Genomic DNA, 18,482 nt, shown 5'->3' on the forward strand with positions numbered 1-18,482 from the left:
AAATGGCGACGGGTGCTTCGCTTATGCCGCAACGGCATAAGCGGCCCGAGGCGCCGCGTGGACAGGGGCGGGTGCCGTGGCTATGATCCTGCGATCCATCCTTCAATCAGGATGGAAGGATGAAGTTGCGGCCGAAACCGGTGCCGCGCGGACGGTTCCCGGATGACCCTCACCCAGCTGCGCTACCTCGTCGCGATCGCCGACTCCGGGCTCAACATCACGCTCGCGGCCGAGCGCGTGCACGCCACCCAGCCGGGCCTGTCCAAGCAGCTCAAGCAGCTGGAGGACGAACTCGGCTTCCAGCTGTTCGTGCGCAAGGGTCGCAGCCTGGAGGGAATCGCTCCCGCAGGCGAGCGCGTGATCGAGCATGCGCGGCGGATCCTGGCCGAGGCCGCGAACATCCGCAGCTACGCCGCCAACGAGCGCGGCGAGTACAGCGGGCGGCTGCTGCTGGCCACCACCCACACCCAGGCGCGCTACGTGCTGCCGCCGGTGATCGCCGCGATCCGGCGCGAATTCCCGCGCGTCGACGTGGACCTGCAGGCCGCCAGCGATGCCGAGGTGCTGCAGCTGCTGCACGACGGCGCCGACCTGGCGCTGATCAGCACCGCAGGCGGCACGCCGTCCGGCGGGCTGGCGGTGCCGCTGTACGGCTGGCGACGGGTGCTGCTGGTGCCGGCGGCGCATCCGCTGGCCGAACTGCAGCGTGCGCCTACGCTGGCGGAACTGGCGAAGCACCCGCTGATCAGCTACGAGTCCTCGACCCGCGCCGACTCGTCCATGCGCCGTGCCTTCGCCGCTGCCGGGGTGGAGCCGCAGATCGCGATGACCGCGCGCGACGCGAACCTGATCAAGACCTACGTGCGCGCCGGCCTCGGTGCCGGCCTGCTGGCGGAGATGGCGGTGGGTCCGCGCGAGGACGAGGACCTGCGCATCCTGCCGGCGCCGGAGCAGATTCCCGACTGCATCACCTGGGCCGTGGTGCCGCGCGGGCGCGTGCTGCGCGAGTACGCGCTGGCGCTGCTGCACGGCGTCGCCCCGCAGCTCGACCGGCGCGACCTGCGCCGCGTGCTGGAGGGCAACCAGGCGGCTGACTGGCCGACGCCGCCATCGTGGCAGGCGCTGAGCCAGTCGATCTCGCTCTGACGCGCTCGCTCTGAGGCGGCCGCGCCCCGTTCCCGCGCGCGGAGCGAGCGTGTCGAAGCGGTCGGGCGCGGCGCCCGGGACGCCGGCGCCTCAGTCGCTGATGGCCGTGATGTAGGCGCCGCTGCCGACGATCTGGAAGGTATCGTTATCGACCCGGCGCACCGGGCTGCCGTCGTCGAGCGTGTACACCAGGCGCGCGGCGCCATGGTCGTCGTGGCCGTCGCCGTCGTGGGGCGATTCGAGCCGCTGGATCACCTTGTGGCGGTTGCCGGCCTCGTCCTGGGCGTAGAGGATCTGGGTCATGTGCGGGCCTCCTCGTAGGCTGCGCGCCACGCTAGCGCCGCGGCGGAAGGCGCACGTGAAGAATTCACGACGCGTGCGTTAACCGATGCGGACGCACGCTGCGGACCTTACGACGCGACAGCAGCATCCGGTCCGGAACGCCTGCGACGCGGCCGGACCGCATCAGCGGGCGCGACCGTCCGCCGAGGCGCCCCAGCGTGTGTCCGGGAGCAGCCGGCTGCGGTCGAACGCGCCGCGATAGCGGTACACCCAGGCAGGCGCGCCGTGTCCGGGGACGGCCACGCGCTCGCGCACGTACTCGGCGCGCGCGCCGGCGTCGGGACCACATTCCTCGTAGCGGTCGAGTTCGGCGAGCAGGGTCGGGTCGAGGAGGCGGTGCAGTTCGCCTTCGACCACGCCATCGCCCGCCACCAGGCCCGGGTATCCGCCGAGATCGAGCAGCCGTCCGGGAATCCAGGCGTCGTCGATGAAGCGGGCGCGCGTCGACAGCGCGAACCGCGCGTGCGCCGGCTCGCCGCGCATCAGCGTGCCGTAGAGGAAGAGGTGGTCCATGCGCGAAGCGTATCGCGGTCGCGCGGATGGCGAGCCTTCACGTCGCCCACGCGCGCATCGTGGCCACACTGGCGCATCACCGCCCCACGGAGCCACCCATGGCGACACCCAAGCAGGAAATCGAGCATCTCGCGAAACTGATGAAGAAGATCGACATCGCCATGCTGGCGACGGTCGGCAAGGGCGGCCACCTGGTCAGCCGCCCGCTGTCCACCCAGTGCGCCACCTTCGATGGCGAGCGGGTGTGGTTCCTCACCGAGCGCGACACGCCCAAGGTCGGCGAGATCCGCCGCCATCCCCAGGTTAACGTCGCCTACGCGTCGAAGGATGCGAACACGTACCTGTCGGTGTCCGGCAAGGCGCGGGTGGTACGCGACCAGGCGCTGATCGACACCTTCTGGAACGACGCGATGAAGGCGTTCTTCCCGAACGGCAAGGACGATCCCAACATCGTCCTGATCGAGGTGGCGGTGGATACGATCGAGTACTGGGACGGCCCCGGCAGCTGGATCGGCAAGGCGCTCACCTTCGCGGTGGCGCGGGTCACCGGCAACGAGGAGGTGATGGGCGAGAACCGGATCGTCGACCTGCGCAGCAAGCGCAGCCGCAAGGCACCGTCGTCCGGCGGCCAGCGCGCTACAGCGGCGAAGAAATCGGGCGCGCGCAAGACCGCGACGCGCGCGAGCGGCGCCGCTACCGCCGCGACGCGCAAGACCCCTGCGAAGAAGAAGGCGGGTGCCGCGAAGAAGAAGACCGCTCCGCGCAAGGCCGCGGTGAAGGGCGCCAAAAAGCGGGCCGTGCCTAAGAAGGCCGCCGCGCGCAAGACCGCGGCGAAGAAGGCGACGGCGACCCGGCGCAAGGCGGGCTGAATCGTCCTCGGCAGGGCGCGGGCGTGCCGCGTCCTGTCTCTTGGCGACGCGTTGGGTCGGCGTGCCGGAGGCTGCAGCCCGGTCCCGGATGCGCTTCGCTGATCCGGGCTACGCGGACGCTCCGGATGAAGTGCCTCCGGGCGCCGTGTACTCAGCCGGCGTGTCGTTCGCGGATCGCCTGCAGCCGCTCGCGGAAATACAGGGCATCGGCGGGTTCGATCTCCTGCCGCGCCGAGAGCCATTCGGCGGCCTCGCGCAGGAGGCTGGCCCGGTCGCTCGCAGGATCCTCGAGTGCGGTATCGATGCGGTCGAGTTCGACCAGCACGTCGTCGCGGGTGGTCTTGGCCATCGTCATCATCCTGTGGGAGCAGGCGTCACGATCGCGCGCGCCGCGTGAGCGCGGCGTCGCCGGAACCGCGGGCCGGTGCGCACGCGTGGTCGGCAGGGTCGGGCTGGAGCGCAGTCGGACGACTTCGGTCCCGACCGGCGCGCGATGGGCTTGGGCCGCGCCGGAGACCCGTCCGCGCCTCCGCTTCCTCGACAGCCGCGCCGCGTGCGCGCGTCGTGCCGGCACACGAGGCGAAGACAGCAGCGGCCCCGCCTGGCGCGCGGTGTGCCTCAGGCCGCGCCCGGTTCCCCGCCCGCACCAGCTAGTGCATCCGCACCCAGGGCCGCATCCGCTTCGCCATCCGCATCCGCAGCTGCGCCCGCTCCCTCATCCGCCTCCGGTTCCGTGTCCGCCGGGTCCGCATCCGTCGCGGGGGGCGCAGGCGGCTTGTTGGCCGAGGAGGCCTCGGCATCGCGGTGGTACACCGCGTCGCGGAAGCGCTTGTGCAGGTCGGTGCCGCCGGGCGGGATCGATTGGGTGAACAGCACCGCGACCAGGTCGTGCTTCGGGTCGACCCAGAACAGCGTGTTCGCGAATCCGTCCCAGAAGAACTCGCCTACCGCGCCCGAGGCTTCGCCCTGGTGCGCGGGCGGCGAATGGCGCACGGCGAAGTCGATGCCGAAGCCCACCTGGCCCTTGCCGGGCAGCCAGGAGCGGTCGCCCACGGTGTCGGGCAGGTCGTCGCTGGCCATCAGGGCCACGGTGTCGGCTTCGAGGACGCGCACGCCGTCGAGCTCGCCGCCGTTGGCCAGCATGCGGCCGAAGCGCATGTAGTCGTCCAGGGTCGACACCAGGCCGTAGCCGCCCGGCGCCATCGTCCACTCGCGATAGGCGTTGTCCAGGAAGGGTGCGTCGGGCAGGCGGTCGAAGCCACCGGCATCGCGCAGTTCGTACACCGCCATCATCCGGTCGCGCCGCTCCTGCGGCACGAAATACGCCGTCTCGCTCATGCCCAGCGGATCGAGCACGCGTTCCCGGACCAGCTGCGCGAACGGCTTCCCGGCCAGCACTTCGGCCAGCCGGGCCTGCACGTCGACCGAGATGCCGTACAGCCAGCGCGTGCCGGGCTGGTAGGCCAGCGGCACGCGCGCCAGGCGCTGCGACATTTCCTCCAGCGTGATCGCGCGGGTGTCGATGTCCGCCTCGCGATAGAGCTTCGCGGGCGCGTCGTCCTCGAACGCAGCGGCGAAGCCCGCGGTATGGCGCAGGATGTCGCGCACCAGGATCGGCCGCTGCGGCGCCTCCAGCACAGGCGCTCCGGAGGCGTCTTCGCCGGCGTACACGCGCACGTCGGCGTACTCGGGCAGGTAAGTCGACAGCGGCTCGTCGAGCTGGAACTTGCCTTCGTCGTACAGCGTCATCAGCACCACGCCGGAGACCGGCTTGGTCATCGAGTAGATCTGCGCCAGCGTGTCGCGCGCCATCGGCCGGTCGGCCTCGCGGTCGGCCATGCCGAAGGCGCCGAAGTAGGCTTCCTGGCCGCGCTCGTACACCAGCGCGGACACGCCGACGGCGCGGTCCTGCTCCACCACCTCGCGCAGCACGCGGTCGATGTGCGCCGGGTCCACCAGCGCGGGCGTGGCGCCGGCGGCAGGCGGGACATCCGCGTCCGCCGCGGGCGGCGCGGGCTGGCAGGCGGTGAGCAGCAGGCCGAATGCGGCCGCGAGCAACGACTTCATGCAGGGCTCCGGAAGGATGCGGGACGGACGCACGGGCGGCCGCGCGGCAGTATGCCGGCAACCCGCGGCCCGGCTCCCGCTGCGGCGCAGCGTTGCGCGATGGATGCATCTGCAACCTTGTGCCGCGCGATCCGGCCGCCCGCCACGCTGCGCCGCAGGCGCGCGCGACAGGTCGGCATCGCGCCCATCGCGAGGCATTCCGATGGGCAGCCGCGCGTCGAGCGGATGCGCGCTGTCGGGGACGACCTGCGCTGCGTGGAAGGTCGACGCACGCGTGACAGATCGGCCTCCGGGCCGCCGCGAGGTGCCGCAGCCGCACCCCGTCTCGCCACGCGACTACGCAGCACCGCGCGATCGCGGGTGCCTGCGGTGCGAGTCCAGGCATCGCGCGATCGAGCGTGTGCGCCGTTGCGCGAAAGCGTCCGCTCGCGGACGATGCACGGCCGCGTCGCCCCACCGGAGCCGCCATGACCGCCTGCCTGTTTCCGCGTCCGTGCACACGCACGTACGCCGTCGCGCGCCGCCGCGCTGTACCGGGGCGCGGGGCGTGAGCGCCGCCGACCGCCACCTCGGCGTGGCCCTGTGCGGGCTGGGCAGCCTCAGCGAACACCAGATCGCGCCGGCGCTGCTGAAGACGCGGCATTGCCGGCTCGCCGGGCTGGTCAGCGGCGCGCCGGCGACGGTGGCGCGCTTCCAGTCGCGCTACGGCGTGCCCGACCGCAGCGTGTACCGCTACGACGAGATGCACCGCATGGCCGACAACCCGGACATCGACGTGGTGTACGTGGTCACGCCCAACGCCCTGCACGCCGAACACACGATCGCCGCCGCGCGCGCGGGCAAGCATGTGTTCTGCGAGAAGCCGCTGGAGGTGTCGGTCGAGCGCTGCCAGGCCATGATCGACGCCTGCCGCGACGCCGGCCGCCTGCTCGGCACCGCCTACCGCTGCCATTACGATCCGCACCATCTCGAGTGCATCCGCCTGGCGCGTGAGCGTCCGTTCGGCGCGCCGCTCACCGTGCAGGCCGCGTTCTCGATCGACGTCGGGCGGCCCGACCAGTGGCGGTTGCACCACGCGCTGGCCGGCGGCGGCGCGCTGTTCGATGTCGGCATCTATGCGCTGCAGGCCACGCGCTACCTCACCGGCGAGGAACCGGTGGAGGTCAGCGCGATGGAAGTGAAGACCGATCCGGTGAAGTACGCCGAGGTCGACGAGACCCTGGTCTGGACCGCGCGCTTCCCGGGCGGCGTGCTGGCGCATTGCGCCACCAGCTACCGCGGCGCGGGCATGTCGCGGATGCGGGTGGAGTGCGAGCGCGGCTGGTTCGAACTCGATCCGGCGTTCTTTTACGACGGCAACCGCGGGCGTCGCAGCGACGGCGTGGCGATCGCGTTCCCCGACATCGACCCGTTCGCCGCCGAGCTCGACGATTTCGCGCTGTCGATCCTCGAGGGCCGGCCCGCCCGGTTGCCCGGCGAGGAAGGCCTGCGCGACGTGCGCATCCTGCAGGCGATCGCGCAGTCCGCGCGCGAGGGACGTCCGGTGCGGCTGGACGGCTGAGCCGCGGCTGGCGCGCGTCAGGTCGCGGCCGCGGGCACCGGCGGCGCATTGCCCGGCAGGGCGTCGGCGCGCACCACCTGGTTGCGGCCGCCCAGCTTGGCCGCGTACAGCGCGTGGTCGGCGCGCAGCACCAGCATCGGCGCGCGCGCGCCATGCTCGGGGAAACCGGCCACGCCGATCGACAGCGTGGTGCGCATCATCTGGCCGCCGGACTCCACCCGCAGCGATTCGAACGTGGCGCGCAGCTCCTCGGCCAGCGCCGCGGCGTCGTGCAGCGGGGTGGCGGGCAGCATCAGCAGGAATTCCTCGCCACCGTAGCGGCAGGCGATCAGGCCTTCGTCGCGCACGCGTTCTCGCAGCAGCTCGGCCAGCCGGCGGATCATCTCGTCACCGGCCGGGTGGCCGTAGGTGTCGTTGATGCGCTTGAAGCGGTCGATGTCGATCAGCACCAGTGCCAGCGGCAGCCCGGCCGCGGCGCAGGCGGCCAGCTCGCGCTCCAGGGCTTCGTCCAGGAACCGGCGGTTGTGCAGGCCGGTCAGCGGATCGCGCTGCGCCTGGTCCTGCAGCTGCGACTGCAGGCGCGTGATCTCGTCCAGGCGCTCACCCAGCTGGCGCCGGCTCTCGCGCAGGGAGACGCCGCGCCGGTAGGCGTCGCGGGCGAAGATCAGCAGGTAGCCGGTCAGCAGCGCGATGCACAGCAGGCTGGTGTGCAGTTCGGTGTGCGGGCGGAAGGCCAGGCCGTTGAACGCGGCCGCACCGGCCACGCCCGCGGCGATGGCGGCCACGCCTTTCCACAACCCGGCCATGCCCATGAAGATCATCACGTTCAGGCAGGTGCCGACGAAGAACATGAAGGAGATCCACAGCGGCAGCCCCCACACGCCCATCCAGATGCCGAGCAGCAGGCCGTCGACCAGCAGGTGCTGCATCTCGGTGCGCAACGGATCGGCCGCGCGCGCCGAGCGCCAGTACGCCAGCTGCGGATAGACCAGCAGCTGCAGCGCGAGCAGGGCCCACATCAGCGGACCGGCCTGCAGGTACACCAGGTGGGTGCCGAGCACGAGGAATCCCAGCGCGAAGAACAGCGTCCGGTTGCGCCGGATGAGCGTGACCACCCAGTGGATCTTCGCTGCCTGCACCCGCATTCCCCTGTCCGCACGATGGGACCGGCGCCGCCGCCGGAGGTTGCGCGCGCGGCGGTATTGTAGCGGCGTCTCGGGGCCTGGCCCGGTCGGCACAGCGGGAGGTCGGGGGCCGGGCTGGGTCCTGGTTGCGCGTTCGTCGGACGCGTCCGCGGAGGCGCACGGGATCGCGCCCGCGAGACACGACAGCCCTCCTATCCACGCCTGCGCCGGTCCGCGATGCTCTAGGCTGCACCGGACGCGACAGGGAACCAGACCGCATGCAACGGCCATCCAAGCCGGAGAACGAAGCGCGACGCCTCGAGGCGCTGCACCGCCACGAGATCCTCGACACGCCGGCGGAAGCCGCCTTCGACGACCTGGTGTCGATCGCCGCCGCGATCTGCGGCATGCCCATGGGCGCGGTGACGCTGATCGACGCCGAACGCCAGTGGTTCAAGACGCGGCTGGGGCTGGAGGACCCGCAGACCCCGCGCGACCATTCCTTCTGCGCGCACGCGATCCTGGAGCCGCAGCACATGCTGATCGTGCCCGACGCGCGCGACGACGCGCGCTTCCGCGACAACCCCGCGGTCACCGGTGCGCCGGGCGTGCGCTTCTACGCCGGTGCGCCGCTGCTCGACGCCGAGGGCCTGGCGATGGGCGCGCTGTGCGTGATGGATCGCGAACCGCGCGAACTGGCCCCCTACCAGCGCGGCGCGCTGGACGCGCTGTCGCGGCAGGTCTCGGCCCTGCTGCAGCTGCGCCGGGTGAGCCTGGAGCTGCGGCTGCACCTGCAGGAACGCGACTGGTACGAACATTAGCTGCAGCAGTTCAGCACGGAGCTCGAGCTGCAGAATGCCGACCTCAGCGAGCAGGTGCGGCTGGACGCGCTGACCCGGCTGCCCAACCGGCGCGCGCTGTCGGCCGCGCTCGCGCAGACGCTGGCCGAAGGCGGCCGCTTCTGCCTGGCGCTGCTCGACATCGACCGCTTCAAGTCGATCAACGACACCCACGGCCACGCCACCGGGGACGAGGTGCTGGTGCTGGTCGCCTCGACCCTGCGCGCCTCTGCGGGTGGACACGGGCTGCTGGCGCGCTACGGCGGCGAGGAGTTCGCCTGGTTGCTGCCGGATGTCGACCTCGAGCAGGCGCGGCTGCAGTGCGAGTACATGCGCGAAGCGGTGGCCTATGCCTCCGAATCGCTGCCCGTGACGGTCAGCATCGGGCTGACCCGCGGTATCCCCGGAGACCAGCTGGCCGACGTGATGCAGCGGGCGGACGGCGCCATGTACGCCGCCAAGCGCGCGGGCCGCGACCGGGTGCAGACCGCCTGACCGCGGCACTCAGCGCCGCAGGCGCCGCGCGTTCGCCACCACCTTGCGGTGCCAGGGCGCGACGCCGCTGGCGACGATCCGGTCGAGGCCGGCGCTGGTGGTGCGCGCCAGCCGCGCCTGCGCCGCCGCGGTCGGCGACAGCCACATCCAGGACCAGGCCAGCTGCGCCTGCAGCGTCATCGCTTCGGCCCACATCGCCGTCCACGACTGCGCGAACGCCGTCTGCTTCTCGATGACCATCCCGCTGAACTCGCGGCGGTCGCGCGCAGACGGGTTGGCGCCCGCCAGCGCGATGCGCGAGAGCCGGGCCGCCGCGACCATGGGCGCGGCGGTGCCGATCTCGGCCAGCCGCGCGCCGGTGGTGGTGACGCGGGCGCGACGCTTGCGTGGACGGCCCATCGGGCGCTCCGGGGAGTGGGGAGCCGCAGCATCGCAGCGTGGACGCGAGGGGCGCGCGAAGGCCGCGGGCGAGGGTGCTGCGGGTGGCGCGGCAGCGGACTCGGTGCCGGACGTGTGCGGCGGGTATCGGCACCGGTCGAGGCGCGGAACAGCCACGCGACCGCACCTGCCGGGCGCCGGCGCGCAGCGCATCTTCCGCGGAACGCCCCGCGCGATCGCAGCCCGCGGCCGGCCGACGTGGCGGGCGAAGGGGTCCGGCGCGTCCGGCCGGTACCATGCGGGCATGAAGACCCTGCTCGCCTCGTTCGTCCTGTGGTGGCTGCTCGCTGCCGCGCCCGTGCCCGCGTCCGCCGACGACCAGTTCAAGGTGCTGGTGGTCGCGGTGCCCAACCGCTACCACCACGACTACACCGTGGTGGCCAAGCCGCGCCTGGAGCAGATGGCGCGCCAGCACGGCTTCGGCCTGGACTGGGCCTGGAACACGGCGCCGTTCGACGCCGACCTGTCGGGCTTCGATGCGATCGTGCTGCTCAACACGCCCGGCGACGAACTGCGCGGGGCCCAGCGCGCGGCGCTGGAAGGCTTCGTGCGCGCCGGCGGCGGGGTGGTCGCCGTGCACCGTGCGCTGATCTTCAATCCGCCCGGCGACTGGCCCTGGTTCGAGCGCATGATCGGGCGCGCCTTCCGCATCCACCCGATGGTGCAGACCGCGCTGGTGCGGGTGGAGGATGCGTCGTTCCCGGCGGCGTTCGCGCTGCCGTCGCGCTGGATCTGGAGCGACGAGTGGTACGAGTTCGGCCCGCCGCTGGTGGACGGCCTGCGCACGGTGCTGTCGGTGGACGAGCGCAGCTACGATCCCGGCCGCATCTGGCCCGGACAGGTCGCGCGCGGCATGGGCGCCGACCATCCGGTCGCCTGGTACCACGCGTTCGATGGCGGCCGGGTGTTCGTCACCGCGCTCGGCCATCCGCCGGCCGCGTACGACGACGCGGACTATCTCGCGCACCTGTACGGCGGGATCTGGTGGGCAGCCACCGGCCGCGGCATCGATGGGGACGCCGGCGCCACCGATGCCGGCGACTGACGGCGCGCGTCAGGGCGGCGCCGCGGCCTCGGCCTGGCGGTCGCGCACCCAGCGCATCTGGTTGCGGAAGGTGTCGGTCCAGTAGCGGTCGCGGTGACGCGCCAGGTGTTCGAGCAGCTGTTCGTGCGCGGCGTTGGACACGGCGAGATGGTCGCCGCCGATGCCGTGGAAGGTGAAGTTGACCATGGTGCCGCGGCGTCCGGCCTCCTCGACCAGCGCGATCAGCTCGTCGCCGCTGGCGTCGACCGGCACCGTCACCGGCACCGCGGCGCGATCCAGGGTCCACATGTCCTCGACCACCGTGCCGCCGACCAGCTTGATGCCCAGGAACAGCGGCGCGACCAGGCCGATGTACTCGCCGTCGCTGGCGCGGCGGTCGCCGCAGGGCGCGGTGTAAGTGAATTCGGTGCTGCCGTCGATCGCGTGCAGCATGGTGTTGGCCAGCGCCACCTGCGCCCGCATCTGCGCGGCGGTGATCGCGTCGAGGTCCTGCTCCGGCTGCACCCATTCGCGGCCCGCGCCCTTGGCCGAACACTGGTGGAACAGGCTGTGGTTGCCGAGTTCGTGGCCGCTGCGCGCGGCGGCGCGCCAGTCTTCGAGCCGCTCGCGCACGGGATCGGCCGCCAGGGTGAGATAGAAGGTGCCCTTCAGGCCATGGCGATCGAGTGCGGGGATCGCGTTGTCCAGCTGCGAGGGCAGGGCGTCGTCGTAGGCCAGGCTGACCGCGGCGCGCTGGCCATCGGGCCAGGGGAACGCCGCGGGCGGCGCGGCGGTGGCGGCGCCGGCCAGCAGGCAGGCGGCCACGCAGGCGGCGAAACGGAAACGCGGCATCGGTCCCCCGGTGTGTGGCGTGTTCGGGCCGTATGGTGCCGCAAACCGAGGCCGGTGGCGCGCGATGGGCCGGTGTGGCGGCGCAAGGTCGAACGCACTCGGCGCTTCGTTGCCCCGGCTACGGGCACGCGCCAACGCGTAGCCCGGATAAGCGCAGCGCATCCGGGGAACACACGCAGCGGCGCGTTCCGCTCGCCGCGCAGGGCACCCGTCGCATCGGCCGGATCAGCGCAGCGCATCCGGGAGCGGATCCGGCGGCACGCGATTCTCGCTGCCCAATGCACCGGGTCGTGCGCCGACGCGTCGCCATGCGCCGCGCCCCGCGTCCGGACGCAAGCGCACGCGCCGGTACCGCACCGCCGCAACGCCCGCTATGGTGGCGACCCCCCGCAGGACCCTCGCGCCTTGACCATCGCCTCGCCCCGCGCCCAGCAACACGCCACCCGGGTGGCGTTCTTCATTCCCGGCTTCGTGATCGCGACCTGGGCGCCGCTGGTGCCGTTCGCGAAGCTGCGCACCGGTCTGGACGAGGCGGGGTTGGGCCTGGTGCTGCTGTGCCTCGGGCTGGGCTCGCTGCTGGCGATGCCGCTGGCCGGCGCGCTGGCCGCGCGCCAGGGTTGCCGCCGGGTGATGCTCGGCAGCACGGCGCTGATGCTGGCCACGCTGCCGCTGCTGGCGCTGGTGCCCGACGCGCGCCTGCTGGGGCCGGCGCTGCTGGTCTTCGGCGCCGCGGTCGGGGCGATGGACTGCACCATGAACATCCAGGCGGTGGTGGTCGAACGCGAGGCCGCGCGGCCGATGATGTCCGGCTTCCACGCCTTCTACAGCATCGGCAGCCTGGTCGGCGCCCTGCTCGCCACGCTGGTGCTCGGTACCGGCCGCGGCCCGCTGGTCGCCGCGCTCGTCGTGGCGATGGTGGCGGCGCTGCTGTGCGTGCTGGCGATGCGCGCCTGGCGCCCCGATCGCGCGCCGGCCGGCGCTGCCGTGTTCGCGCTGCCGCGCGGCGTGGTGGTGGCGATCGGCGTGGTGTGCTTCGTGAGCTTCCTCGCCGAGGGCGCGATGCTGGACTGGAGCGCGGTGTTCCTGCACGAGGTGCGCGGGATCGCGGTGGCGCAGGCCGGCTGGGGCTTCGTCGCCTTCAACCTGGCGATGACGGCGACCCGGCTGGTGGGCGATGGCGTGATCGCGCGGCTCGGGCGCGCGCCGACGGTGCTCGCCGGGGGCACGGTGGGCGCCTGCGGGCTCGCGCTGGCGGTGCTGGCGCCGGGGCTCGGCCCCAGCCTCGTCGGCCACGCGCTGCTGGGCGTGGGCTGCGCCAACATCGTGCCGGTGATGTTTTCGCTGGCCGGCGAACAGCGGCGCATGCCGGCGCACCTGGCGATCCCGGCGGTGACCACGCTGGGCTACGCCGGCGTGCTCGCGGGCCCGGCGCTGATCGGTTTCGTCGCCCAGGCGGCGAGCCTGTCCACGGCGCTGCTGGCGGTGGCGGCGACGCTCGCGATGGCGGCGCTGCTGGGCGCCCGGCTCGGCGCGCGACGCACCGGAACGTGACCACCGCCACCATCGCGCGCGCTGTCATCGGCGCGACCGCAATCCGCCACGCAATGTTGACGTTCGCGTCCCTAGGATGCGCCTCCCGCAGACAGTCCCGCGAAGGTGCACCGTGAACCAGGCCAGGATCCGGATCGAAGTCCGCCCCGATGTGCAGGGGGGCTGGTCGGTCACGCGCGACCGCATCGTCGACGGCTACTTCAGCGAACACGACGCGGCCAACGACTACGCCAGCGCCTGCGCCCGCCGCGCGCGTCGCGCCGGCATGGCGGTCGAACTGGATATCGCGCCCGCTGCAACGCCGCCGCACATCGCGGCGTGAGTTCCTTCGCCGGGTGGCGCGCCCGGCGCCTGGCCGAACCCGGACCGAACCCCAAGGCACGGACCTGCAACGTCCGCTGACCCGGGAGCCACTGGGGTGCCCGGTGTTTGCCCTGCATTGACGCAGGCAGCGCCAGACTGCGTGCTCCGACGTCACAGGAGTTCGCCATGACCACGAAGCGTGCGTCCCGTTCCTTGCTGGCCCTTGCCGCCGGCCTGGCGCTCGCGCTGCCCGCGGCCTCGGCGCTGGCGGATCCGCCACCGCACGCCCGCGGCAAGGGCCCGCCGGCGCACGCGGGCGGACCCCACCATGCCAAGGCGCCGCCGCCGGGCTGGGCCAAGCAGGCCTGGCGCAAGGGCGACCGGCTGCCGTTGCGGGAACTCGACGGCTACTGGATCGACGACTACGGCCGGATCGGACTGGATGCGCCGCCGCGTGGCCATCGCTGGGTGCGCCAGGACGATGGCCGCTACCTGCTGGTGGCGATCGCCACCGGCTTGATCGTGGAGATGCTGGTGCGCTGATGCGCCCGGCCACGGGTCGGGCAGCGGGGCGATGCGACCCCGCTGCCCGTTGCCCGCGGCGCGTGCTGCAGCGAAGCGCGCAGCTGCCGTCGGTGCAGGCCGTCTAGGTGCGCCGGCCGCGCAGCCAGGCGAGCGCGCCGGGCTGCATTCCCTTGAACTTCGGATCGCCGGACAGCGGCGCGACCAGCAGGCGCGCGGGCTGCAGGCGGCGCTTGAGCGCGTGGTAGAGCTGCGAACGCGTCCGCGCGGACTCGGTCAGGTACAGGCCCGGTGCCAGCGCGACGAGATCCGGCGCGGGATCCGGAGGCGGCGTCGTCCGCGTTTCCAGATAGACGAGAAACAGCTGGCAGGCGGCGTCGGCCATTGATGCAGCATGTGGCGTGGGCGCGCACGCCGAGGTGAAGGCCTCCGCCCGCGCTCCACGGTCAGGCACCGGCACTTACGGGACCATCGCGCGCATCGATGCAGTGCGCCGGACGGCGTCCGACGCCCGGCATGGGCGCCGCACGCTGCGCCGCGTACGCTCAGTCCAGGTGTTCGATGATCACCGGATCGGGAGGGACATCGGGTTCGGCGAGCGGCGGGCGCACATCGGGCGTTCCGGGCAGGTAGACCGCGATCCGGTCGAACAGGCGCTGGTAGAAGTCCTGGTTCTGCACCGTGTTGCTGCCCACCCGTACCAGGTTGGCGCTGCCGCTGCCGATCGGGACCGGCACCGAGACCGAGCCGATCATGCTCACGCCCACGCTGGCGGAACTGGACTGCGCCTTGAGCGCGTGCAGGTCCTGCACCGCGTTGAGGAACACGATCGAGCCGCCGGGTGCGCGCTCGACGCAGGTCGCGCGGACGTTGAGCTGGGTGTGCACGTCCGACTGCGGCTGGAACACCTTGGTCGCTTCCAGCGAATCGGCCGCCTGCTTCGCGATCACGTAGCCCTGGCCGAGCAGGGCGCGGCGCGTGGCCTCGCAGGCGATCAGCGGTGGCACGCGGTAGTTGCGCGCGTAGGTGTCCTCGGAACTGAAGGCCTCGCCCAGCGGCGGCGCCTCGGCGCGATGGCGGACTTCGCGTGCGCCGCACGCGGTGAGCAGGCCGGCGAGCAGCAGGCAGGACAGGACGCGGACGGGTGGGCGGGCGACAGGCATGGCATGGGGACGGATGGAACCGACGACGGAGTGTAGGCACCGGCGCATGCAAGGCGACTGAACATGCGTGGATGCGGGTGCTTTACGTGTGCGTGCGGCGCGTGCGGTCGCTGGAGCGCGGAGCGCCTGCGGCGGCGTTCCTGCGGGGAAATTGGCTGGCGGCGGGTCCCGGGTGCGCTTCGCTTACCCGGGCTACGGATGGGGAGAGGCGCGGGTGGGCGGTGCGCGTGGAACGCGCCGCGCGGGCTCAGGCCAGCGCGTGCTCGAGGCTCAGAAGATGCTCGCCGAAGCCTTGGGGGGCGCGGGCGTCGCGTCGCGCGCTGGTGGTGACGGCGGGACTGTTGCGGCGCGCGATCGACCAGCCTCCCGCGGCCAGCGCCCGCACCAGCGCATGGTCCTCGTGCGCCGGCATTGGCGCGAAGCCGCCGACCGCGCGGTATGCCGCTGCGCTCACGCCGAGGTTGGCGCCGTGCACGTGCGGATGGTCGTCGCGATGTTGTTCGCGGGCGAGGAACGCGTCGCGTACCGCGGCCCCGTAGTCGAGCCAGTCGCCGACGCGCACCGTGCCGCAGAACGCATCGGCGCCGCAGGCCACCTGGCCCGACAGCCAGTCGCGCGGCACCCGGCTGTCGGCATCGGTCGAGGCGAGCCAGCGCGCGCCCGCCTGCAGCAGCACCTCGGCGGCCGCGGCGCGCGCGCGGCCGACATTGCACGCGTCCAGACACACAGTGGCCACGCCTGCCTCGGCGCAGATGCGGGCGGTTGCGTCGCGGCAGCGGTCGAGCGCCACCACCACCCGCACCGGTTCGCCGCCCAGGCGCGGGCAGCCGGCGGCGGCGCGGAGCGACTCCAGGCATCCGCCGATCAGTGCCTGCTCGTCGTGCGCAGGCACCAGCACCCCGATCACCGCAGGCCCTCGTGCTGCGCCGGCGACAGGCGGTCGCCGCTCCAGCCCTCGAGCACGAAGTCGGCATCCGCATAGCGCAGCACCGGGGCGATGCCGGCGATCGCGCCCAGCCGCGCGTGCACCGCCTCGGTCGTGCTGCGTCGGCCCTTGAAATCGTGGCGCCAGTGGCAGGCCAGCAGCAGCGCGCCCGGCGCGAGGCTGCCCGCCAGCTGCTGCGCGAATGCATCCAGCGCCGGGGCATCGAGGTAATAGCCCATCTCGCCCACCACCACCAGGTCGAACAGGCCGTGCGGCCATTGCCGCGGATGCTCCATGCACTCGACCTGCACGTGGCCCAGTGGGGCGCAGGCCTCGCGGGCGACGGCGACCGCGCGCGGATGCAGGTCGGTGGCGAGCAGCATGCCGCAGCGTGGCGCCAGGACGCGCGCGAGCTCGCCGTTGGCGCAGCCGATCTCCCATGCGCGCCCGAACCGCGGCCGCGGCAGGGCGGCCACCAGCAGCTCGCGCTTGCGCGACTCGTACCAGCGGTCGCGATAGCCGAACGGGTCCTCGCCTTCGCGCCAGACCGTGTCGAAGTATGCCGCCAGGCTCACCGCAGGTAGACCTCGAACGGGCGTTCGAAGCGGGCGACCACGTGCGGCGGCAGGATCGGCTCGGCCACCGGCGGCACGCCGGTGCCCAGCTGCGAGGCGAAGCACGCGATCGCCGCGCGCTTGGCCGCCAGCGCGTCTTGCGCCAGCGGGACCCGGAAGGCGTTGAAGGGGGCGTGGTCGAGATCCGGGTCGAGCCAGTGCCAGGCCCAGACCGGATAGCGCAGCAGGCGCGCGCCGGTGGCGGGCACCGCGCGCAGGGCCGCGTGGCCGACGGCGTCGTGGTCCGGATGTCCATCGCGTTCCCACGGCGCCAGCACCAGGTCGCCGGGGCGGATCAGGCCGTTGACCGCGCCGAGCAGCAGGTCCAATGCGCTGGCCACGCCACCGTCCGGCAGCCCGGCCCGGTAGACGCGCGCGTCCACGTCGAGCGCCGACAGCGCCTGCGCCAGTTCGCGCGGACGATGGCTGCGCAGGCGCGCCCGCGTCCAGGCGCGATCGCCCGGGTAGCAGGCTTCGCCGTCGGTGATCGCCAGCAGCGCCACCTCGAGCCCGGCGCGCGCGGCGGCATGCATCAGCCCGCCGCAGGCGAGCGTCTCGTCGTCGGGGTGCGGCGAGAGCACCAGCAGCCGGCGGTGGCCGGACAGCAGCGCATCCGCCTGGCGTTCGGCGAGCTGCGACAGCCAGTGCGAATCTCGCCAGTCGGCTTCGTCATTGCCGGCGCCGACGATGCGCCTCACGGTCACAGCGGCCAAGGCGCATCTCCTTCCAGTGCGGCGACGTCCTGTCCCAGCGCCGCCCAGTCGCGATCGGCATGGCTCTGGCGCACGAACACCGACAGGTCGGCGCAGCGCTGCGCGTGCGCATGGTCGCCGCACAGCGGTCCGGGGCCGAGCGCGCGCCCGGCGGCATCGAGGACGTCGTGGCAGGCGCGCTCGACTACCGAACGCAGTCGCACCACCTCGCGCCGGTACGGCCGTGCCGGATCGGCGTCGATCGCGGCAGCGAGTTCGCGCATGAGCGCAGCGGCGGCGCCGAGCGCCATGTCGGCGCGGCCGAGTTGCGCGGCCGCGTGTGGATCGCGGCCGACGCGCGCGGGATCGGTCATGCGCCCGGCGATCGCGGCCGCGGCGCCGAACCAGCAGGCCGCGATGCCCGCGCCGCCGTGCCAGAAGCCCGGGCGCTCGAGGTACGCGCCCGGGGTGCCGACGGGTTCGCAGGGCACGTCGCCGAAATCCACCGGCCCGCTTTCGATCGCCGCCATGCCGACGGCCTCCCAGCCCGATGCCGGTCGCGTGATGCCGGGGGACGACATCGACACCCGCACCAGCTGGCGGTCGTCGCCGTCCTGCACGGTAAGCAGGGCCGCATCGACGAAGGCCGCGCCGGAGCACCAGGGCTTGCGGCCGCGCAGCCGTGGGCCGTGGCCGTCGTCGTGCAGGCGCACAGTCGACTGCGGGCCGTCCGCCGCCCACACCGCGAGCAGGGTGCCGGCCGGCGCTGGCGGGGCGTGCAGCTCGGCGAGGATCGCGAGCGCGTCGTAATGCGCTTCGAGCACCTTCACCAGCGACAGGTCCTCCGCGCCCAGCGCGGCGAGCGCGCGCCAGCGGTCGAGGGTGTGGCCGCGACCGGGCAGCGGCAGGGCGCCCTCGACGCGCAGCCGCGCACGCGCGCGCGCCTCCAGCGTGGCGGGCGGGGCAGGAGTGGGCAGCTGCAGCACGGGCGTCATGCCCGGCAGTGGAGCAAAGGGTTCGTGGGGGCCGCGTGACTGCGCAGGCGTGCGCGTTGCGGCGGATGAACGCGGCTGAACAGGGATCGGATCCCGGCGCGGCGGTTCGGGATCGGAATGCCCGCAGGCCGCTCCGGTCCATTGCGGCGTGGCCCTGTCTCACGGCCGCGCCCGGTGGCCGCGCGCAGGTGTGGCGCTGGATGGGGGGGCGTGTCACGCGGGCCTCCGGCGCCTCGGCGCCTGCATGCGCGGGTCGTCGTGCGTGCATCGATCGGGATCGGTCGAAGGCGCGCGCCGGCCATGGTCGCGGCGGCGCCACCTCGGCTGCGTGGACGCCTGCGCGTCGCCAATGCATTCGCCGCATGCGCTGTCTACCGGTCGCATCCTGCGCCGTGGCGCGTCCGCATCCCCAAACGGTTATGCCGCGTACCCGTAATTCGATTGGTA

General features: G+C 73.0%; 20 protein-coding genes and 1 pseudogene. 8 read left to right on the plus strand and 13 right to left on the minus strand.

The window, feature by feature from the left end:
* The first annotated feature begins 162 nt into the window (after window positions 1–162).
* Window positions 163–1,146 (plus strand): LysR family transcriptional regulator, encoded by a 984-nt coding sequence (locus QFW80_RS11760; protein ID WP_280602149.1) that lies wholly within the window; start codon window positions 163–165, stop codon window positions 1,144–1,146.
* Between the two features lie 90 nt (window positions 1,147–1,236).
* On the opposite strand, the gene QFW80_RS11765 is transcribed toward QFW80_RS11760, so the two are convergent.
* Together QFW80_RS11765 and QFW80_RS11770 are read right to left on the minus strand one after the other, a co-directional pair.
* Entirely contained in the window at window positions 1,237–1,449 is a 213-nt protein-coding gene (locus QFW80_RS11765) for a hypothetical protein (protein WP_280602150.1), read from the minus strand.
* A 162-nt stretch (window positions 1,450–1,611) separates the two neighbouring features.
* Window positions 1,612–2,001: a gamma-glutamylcyclotransferase family protein gene (locus QFW80_RS11770; RefSeq protein WP_280602151.1), complete on the minus strand. Its 390-nt coding sequence runs from the start codon at window positions 1,999–2,001 to the stop codon at window positions 1,612–1,614.
* A gap of 98 nt (window positions 2,002–2,099) precedes the next feature.
* Here QFW80_RS11770 and QFW80_RS17580 point away from each other — a divergent pair, with 98 nt between their 5' ends.
* A complete protein-coding gene (locus tag QFW80_RS17580; protein ID WP_425603561.1) occupies window positions 2,100–2,870 on the plus strand; it encodes a pyridoxamine 5'-phosphate oxidase family protein in 771 nt (256 codons plus the stop codon).
* Window positions 2,871–3,021: 151 nt separating this feature from the next.
* Here QFW80_RS17580 and QFW80_RS11780 read toward each other — a convergent pair whose 3' ends face one another.
* Both QFW80_RS11780 and QFW80_RS11785 read right to left on the minus strand, forming a co-directional pair.
* Window positions 3,022–3,219 (minus strand): hypothetical protein, encoded by a 198-nt coding sequence (locus tag QFW80_RS11780; RefSeq protein WP_280602152.1) that lies wholly within the window; start codon window positions 3,217–3,219, stop codon window positions 3,022–3,024.
* Between the two features lie 269 nt (window positions 3,220–3,488).
* Entirely contained in the window at window positions 3,489–4,937 is a 1,449-nt protein-coding gene (locus QFW80_RS11785; protein WP_280602153.1) for a serine hydrolase domain-containing protein, read from the minus strand.
* 547 nt (window positions 4,938–5,484) lie between these two features.
* Between QFW80_RS11785 and QFW80_RS11790 the strand changes: the two genes are divergently transcribed.
* On the plus strand, window positions 5,485–6,498 hold the full coding sequence (locus QFW80_RS11790; RefSeq protein WP_280602154.1) for a Gfo/Idh/MocA family protein: 1,014 nt from the start codon (window positions 5,485–5,487) through the stop codon (window positions 6,496–6,498).
* Between the two features lie 17 nt (window positions 6,499–6,515).
* Here QFW80_RS11790 and QFW80_RS11795 read toward each other — a convergent pair whose 3' ends face one another.
* Window positions 6,516–7,643, minus strand: a complete 1,128-nt coding sequence (locus tag QFW80_RS11795; RefSeq protein WP_280602155.1) for a sensor domain-containing diguanylate cyclase — start codon at window positions 7,641–7,643, stop codon at window positions 6,516–6,518.
* A 257-nt stretch (window positions 7,644–7,900) separates the two neighbouring features.
* Between QFW80_RS11795 and QFW80_RS11800 the strand changes: the two are divergent.
* A pseudogene (locus QFW80_RS11800) lies at window positions 7,901–8,956 on the plus strand (GGDEF domain-containing protein).
* 9 nt (window positions 8,957–8,965) lie between these two features.
* Here QFW80_RS11800 and QFW80_RS11805 read toward each other — a convergent pair.
* Window positions 8,966–9,355 carry a hypothetical protein gene (locus QFW80_RS11805; protein ID WP_280602156.1) on the minus strand — a complete coding sequence of 130 codons (390 nt, stop codon included), beginning with the start codon at window positions 9,353–9,355 and terminating at the stop codon, window positions 8,966–8,968.
* Between the two features lie 283 nt (window positions 9,356–9,638).
* Here QFW80_RS11805 and QFW80_RS11810 point away from each other — a divergent pair, with 283 nt between their 5' ends.
* Window positions 9,639–10,439 (plus strand): ThuA domain-containing protein, encoded by an 801-nt coding sequence (locus QFW80_RS11810; protein ID WP_280602157.1) that lies wholly within the window; start codon window positions 9,639–9,641, stop codon window positions 10,437–10,439.
* A gap of 9 nt (window positions 10,440–10,448) precedes the next feature.
* Here QFW80_RS11810 and QFW80_RS11815 read toward each other — a convergent pair whose 3' ends face one another.
* A complete protein-coding gene (locus tag QFW80_RS11815) occupies window positions 10,449–11,270 on the minus strand; it encodes a polysaccharide deacetylase family protein (RefSeq protein ID WP_280602158.1) in 822 nt (273 codons plus the stop codon).
* Window positions 11,271–11,675: 405 nt separating this feature from the next.
* Between QFW80_RS11815 and QFW80_RS11820 the strand changes: the two genes are divergently transcribed.
* The 3 genes from QFW80_RS11820 (at window position 11,676) to QFW80_RS11830 (ending at window position 13,667) form a co-directional block, all read left to right on the plus strand.
* A complete protein-coding gene (locus QFW80_RS11820) occupies window positions 11,676–12,821 on the plus strand; it encodes an MFS transporter (RefSeq protein WP_280602159.1) in 1,146 nt (381 codons plus the stop codon).
* A gap of 112 nt (window positions 12,822–12,933) precedes the next feature.
* Window positions 12,934–13,143 (plus strand): hypothetical protein, encoded by a 210-nt coding sequence (locus QFW80_RS11825; protein ID WP_280602160.1) that lies wholly within the window; start codon window positions 12,934–12,936, stop codon window positions 13,141–13,143.
* 167 nt (window positions 13,144–13,310) lie between these two features.
* Window positions 13,311–13,667, plus strand: coding sequence for an RcnB family protein (locus QFW80_RS11830; protein WP_280602161.1), 357 nt, complete (start codon window positions 13,311–13,313; stop codon window positions 13,665–13,667).
* Window positions 13,668–13,770: 103 nt separating this feature from the next.
* Here QFW80_RS11830 and QFW80_RS11835 read toward each other — a convergent pair whose 3' ends face one another.
* The 6 genes from QFW80_RS11835 to QFW80_RS11860 all read right to left on the minus strand — a co-directional run bounded on the left by QFW80_RS11835 (window position 13,771) and on the right by QFW80_RS11860 (window position 18,035).
* Complete coding sequence (locus QFW80_RS11835; RefSeq protein WP_280602162.1) at window positions 13,771–14,031, minus strand: hypothetical protein; 261 nt, start codon at window positions 14,029–14,031, stop codon at window positions 13,771–13,773.
* 160 nt (window positions 14,032–14,191) lie between these two features.
* A complete protein-coding gene (locus QFW80_RS11840; protein ID WP_280602163.1) occupies window positions 14,192–14,809 on the minus strand; it encodes a DUF2242 domain-containing protein in 618 nt (205 codons plus the stop codon).
* Between the two features lie 247 nt (window positions 14,810–15,056).
* Window positions 15,057–15,716 (minus strand): glycosyltransferase family 2 protein, encoded by a 660-nt coding sequence (locus QFW80_RS11845; RefSeq protein WP_280602164.1) that lies wholly within the window; start codon window positions 15,714–15,716, stop codon window positions 15,057–15,059.
* Complete coding sequence (locus QFW80_RS11850; protein WP_280602165.1) at window positions 15,713–16,309, minus strand: class I SAM-dependent DNA methyltransferase; 597 nt, start codon at window positions 16,307–16,309, stop codon at window positions 15,713–15,715. The genes QFW80_RS11845 and QFW80_RS11850 overlap by 4 nt, the downstream gene beginning before the upstream one ends.
* Entirely contained in the window at window positions 16,306–17,052 is a 747-nt protein-coding gene (locus QFW80_RS11855; RefSeq protein ID WP_280602229.1) for a PIG-L deacetylase family protein, read from the minus strand. Before QFW80_RS11855 ends, QFW80_RS11850 begins: the two co-directional genes overlap by 4 nt.
* A complete protein-coding gene (locus QFW80_RS11860) occupies window positions 17,049–18,035 on the minus strand; it encodes an acyl-CoA dehydrogenase family protein (RefSeq protein ID WP_280602166.1) in 987 nt (328 codons plus the stop codon). The genes QFW80_RS11855 and QFW80_RS11860 overlap by 4 nt, the downstream gene beginning before the upstream one ends.
* Between the last annotated feature and the right edge of the window lie 447 nt (window positions 18,036–18,482).

The sequence above is a fragment of the Luteimonas rhizosphaericola genome (genome assembly GCF_029888045.1).
In the GTDB taxonomy this organism is placed as follows: Bacteria; Pseudomonadota; Gammaproteobacteria; order Xanthomonadales; family Xanthomonadaceae; genus Luteimonas; species Luteimonas rhizosphaericola.